This is a genomic window from Stenotrophomonas capsici, assembly GCF_034961085.1.
GTDB lineage: Bacteria > Pseudomonadota > Gammaproteobacteria > Xanthomonadales > Xanthomonadaceae > Stenotrophomonas > Stenotrophomonas capsici.
Map to the genome: position 1 here is coordinate 1 of NZ_JAYFUH010000246.1, position 3,763 is coordinate 3,763.

At 69.1% G+C, this 3,763-nt stretch carries 4 protein-coding genes; all 4 read right to left on the minus strand.

Translation table 11 applies throughout. The features are described from left to right. Positions 1 to 20 precede the first annotated feature (20 nt). Positions 21 to 1,577: a hypothetical protein gene (locus VA603_RS12475; RefSeq protein WP_323439037.1), complete on the minus strand. Its 1,557-nt coding sequence runs from the start codon at positions 1,575 to 1,577 to the stop codon at positions 21 to 23. A 16-nt stretch (positions 1,578 to 1,593) separates the two neighbouring features. Next, complete coding sequence (locus VA603_RS12480; RefSeq protein ID WP_323439038.1) at positions 1,594 to 2,172, minus strand: hypothetical protein; 579 nt, start codon at positions 2,170 to 2,172, stop codon at positions 1,594 to 1,596. 37 nt (positions 2,173 to 2,209) lie between these two features. Then, positions 2,210 to 2,632 carry an NUDIX hydrolase gene (locus VA603_RS12485; RefSeq protein ID WP_323439039.1) on the minus strand — a complete coding sequence of 141 codons (423 nt, stop codon included), beginning with the start codon at positions 2,630 to 2,632 and terminating at the stop codon, positions 2,210 to 2,212. A 72-nt stretch (positions 2,633 to 2,704) separates the two neighbouring features. Beyond that, a partial coding sequence (locus tag VA603_RS12490; RefSeq protein ID WP_323439040.1) for a S9 family peptidase occupies positions 2,705 to 3,763 on the minus strand: 1,059 nt, incomplete at its 5' end.

Sequence of the window (3,763 nt, forward strand, 5' to 3'; positions counted from 1 at the left end):
GACGGGCTGGCGGGCGGAGTTTACTTGCGATGGGACGTGCGGTTGCCGGCCTGTGCCGGTGCGTCATCCGCCGCGGCGGGCTCGACGGCCTGCATCCGCCGCGCGCCCATGCCAAGCATGGCCCAATCGGTGGTTTCGTACAGGTCACAGGCCACGTGCCTGCCGGTGCCGTCCTGTTTGCAGAGGGCCAGCAGCTTGCCGGGGATGTCCTCATCGCCGGTGTGCTCGTAGACGCTGCGCAGGTTCTCGCACCCGGCGCGGACGCCGGCCCGGCACAGCGTCTGGTAGTACGGGGCGGCACCGGCCCAGTCGCCAGCCAGCGCCTTGCGATGGCCCAGCGTGTTGCAGCCCTGCAGCTTGCCGGCGGCGCAGCAGGCCTGTGGATCGGTACCGGCCGGGCAATCCTGCTGCAGCGGGGTTTCGGCGTACGCGACCGGGGCACTGCAGTGGGTGGCGCCGCCGGTGCGCTGGTACAGCGCGTAGCGGTTCCATTCGTCCACGCCCAGCAGCTGGCCGCTGGCCAGGGGCTGCAGCACGAAGTCGCCGCCCTTGTCGTGGCGTATCCGCACCGCACCGCCTTCCAGGCGGGCACGCAGCACGCTGTTGCCGGACATCGATACCAGGCCCTGGTCAGCGAAGGACAGGGCATCCATCAGGCCGCTGCTGGCGGCATAGTCGCCGCACGGCAGGGCCGTTGCCGCTACCGCGGCCAGGTCGGCGACATCCACCGCGGCCAGCACCTGGGCGCGCCGGCAGGTGCGTTCCTCGCCGCCAGCGGCGCAGGCCTGCTGCAGCGCCTCGCGGGCACCCGGGTACCGGCCGGCATCCAGATGCGCGTCGGCCACCTTGCCGCAGAAACCGGCGTCGGGGTGGCGTCGGCACAGCTGCAGCACCTCGTCCAGCTGCACGGCGGGCAGCGCGGGCGCCGGCCCACCGGCCAGCGTGCCGGCCATGGCCTTGGCCAGCGCCAGGCCCAGCACCTCGCGCGCGGCGGCACGGCAGGCGGCTTCGTCGAAGGCCGGCGTGCCTTCCCTGCAGACCGCTGGTTCGGCCAGGTCCGGCTCGGGCAGGTTCGACGGCTGGCCGGTACGCGCCTGCTCGACGTAGCTGGACAGCAGGCGTTCGCAGGCGAACGGCAGGTCCTCCTGGCACCATTGCTTCAACTGCACCGGGGTGGCGCTGTAGGCGCTGTCCATGCAGCCGTCGATGTCGGCGCGGCAGCTGTTGGCCGGCGCGGTGGGGGAGGCGTTGCAGCGCGCCGTGCTTTCCAGCACGTAGTCGCCGAGCAGGCCGCCGATGCGCTTGCCATCGGCGCTGAGCGTGTAGTCGGCGCTGAAGCCGTTGGACAGGTCGGCCGCATGCAGGGTCTGGTCCTGCTGGCGGATCAGGTAGCGGGTCGGTGGCTGGCCGTCGTAGATGCGCACGGCCTGGTGGGTGCTCTCCACGATGAAGCGGGCACCGCCATCGACGGCCTGGTAGGTGCCGCAGGCCAGTGGCGTGGCCGCCATCGCCGGCAGGGTGGGAAGCAGCAGCGCGGCAAGCAGGGCCAGCAGGCGCGTCCGGAACGAGTGCGACATGGGAACTCCGGAGAACTCAGTGGAACAGGTCGCGGACGTCGCGCCGCTGCAGCTTGATCGCCAGCCAACCATGCAATGCCGCGATCGCCAGCGAACTCACCAGCAGGGTGATCAGCAGGCTCCAGCGGCTGAAGGCCATCTGCGCGCGCATCTCGGCGCCCTGCGGCGAGCTGAGGAAGTCGGCAGGGAAGATCGTCAGCATGCTGTTGAACATGCTGTCCATCACCGGGATGAAGGCGAAGTTGCCCAGCGCGACCAGCAGCAGGAACACGATGAAGCCGATGCGGCCCCATTCATGGCGCTTGAGCATGGCCCAGCACACCACGACGAAGGCGATGCAGAACAGCAGCAGCGCCACGCTCAGGCTGAAGGCATGCGCGTCGGTCCACTGGATCCAGTCCGGGACGACCAGGCCGTCGCGCTGCATCAGCGCGACGATGTCCAGGCGCCCGAGCAGGGCCACCATCAGCAGTTGGAACAGGCACCAGACGATGCCCAGCGCTCCGAGCGCCAGTGACAGCTTGGCGGTGAGGTCGATGAAGCGGTCGGCACTGGAACGGCGGGGTGTGGCGGTGGGCAGGTCGGGTGGGCTCACGGTCGGCGGCGCTTGGAAAGTGGCGCCACTATCGCCGTTATGTGCCGGTATGCCCAGCCTTGACCAGCCACGCATGTGCAGCCGGGAGCTGGTGTCGCGCGCTGAGCGGGGCCAGCGTCACGCCATGCGGCGGTTGCAGCGGAACCCACGCCAGCTCCGCGATTTCGGCCTTCACCTGCGGTTGGCCGCTGACGCGGACCAGGAACGCCTCACCCTGCACGCGGCGGCCGGGCTCGTTGACCGCGTCCTCCTCGAACACGCCCACCGGCTGCGCGCTGTCGACGTCGAGCTGCACGCCCAGTTCCTCGAACAGCTCGCGTTGCAGGGTCTGCAGCGAGGTTTCGCCGGGCTCGCGCTTGCCGCCGGGCTGGATGAAGGTGTCCGAGCCGTGCTTGCGGACCACCAGCACGCGCTGTTCGGCGTCGAGGAGGATGGCGGTGACGATCTGGATGAGGGACATGGACGGTCGGGGATCGGGGATTGGCCGGGGGTAGAACGCCAAGGGCGCCTTGCGGCGCCCTTGGCGTGGTGCTTACTTCAGCTCCTGCTCGAACAGCTTCAGGATGCGCTTGTACTGGTCCAGCCAGGAGTCGGCGCGGGTGTAGCCGTGGCGTTCCAGCGGGTAGGGCGCGATCGACCAGTTGTCCTTGTGCAGCTCGATCAGCTTCTGGGTCATGTTGACCGAGTCCTGGAAGAACACGTTGTCGTCCATCATGCCGTGGGCGATCAGCAGGGTGTCCTGCAGACCTTCGGCGTACTCGATGGGCGAGGAGATGCGGTAGGCCTCCGGGTCGATGTCCGGGGTGTTGAGGATGTTGCTGGTGTAGGCGTGGTTGTACTGGTTCCAGTCGCCGACCGGGCGCAGCGCGGCGCCGGCCTTGAACGTGCCCGGCGAGCGGAACAGCGCCATGTAGGTCATGAAGCCGCCGTAGGAGCCGCCGTAGATGCCGGCATGGGCGCGGTCCCCCTGCTTGGTGGTGACCAGCCAGTCCAGGCCGTCCAGGTAGTCCTCCAGTTCCGGGTGGCCCATGTTGCGGTAGATGGCCGTGCGCCAGTCGCGGCCGTAGCCGGCGCTGCCGCGGTAGTCCATGTCCAGCACGATGTAGCCCTTCTGCACCAGCAGGTTGTGGAACATCTGCTCGCGGAAGTAGTTGGAGTAACGCGCGTGCACGTTCTGCAGGTAGCCGGCGCCATGCACGAACATGGCGATGGGGTACTGCTTGCCCGGCTCCAGCGTTTCCGGGCCGTAGTACTTGGCCCACACCGGTGCGGCGCCGTGCCGCGAGGGCACCTGCACCATCTGCGGCTGGATCCATTGGCGTGCCTTGAACTCGGCGCTGCGGGTGTCGGTGAGCTTGCGGGCTTCACCGCCGGCGGCCGGCTGCACGGCGATCTGCGCCGGCAGGTACGGGGCCGAGTAGCGCACCAGCAGCTGCTGGCCGTCCGGCGACAGGCTGAAGTCCTCCACGCCGTCGAGCGCGGTCACTTCACGCACCGCACCGCCGTTGACGTCGACGTTGCAGACTTCGTAGTCGCCGGGCCACTTCTGGTTGCACAGGAAGTAGAAGCTGCGGCCGTCCGCGCTGACCTC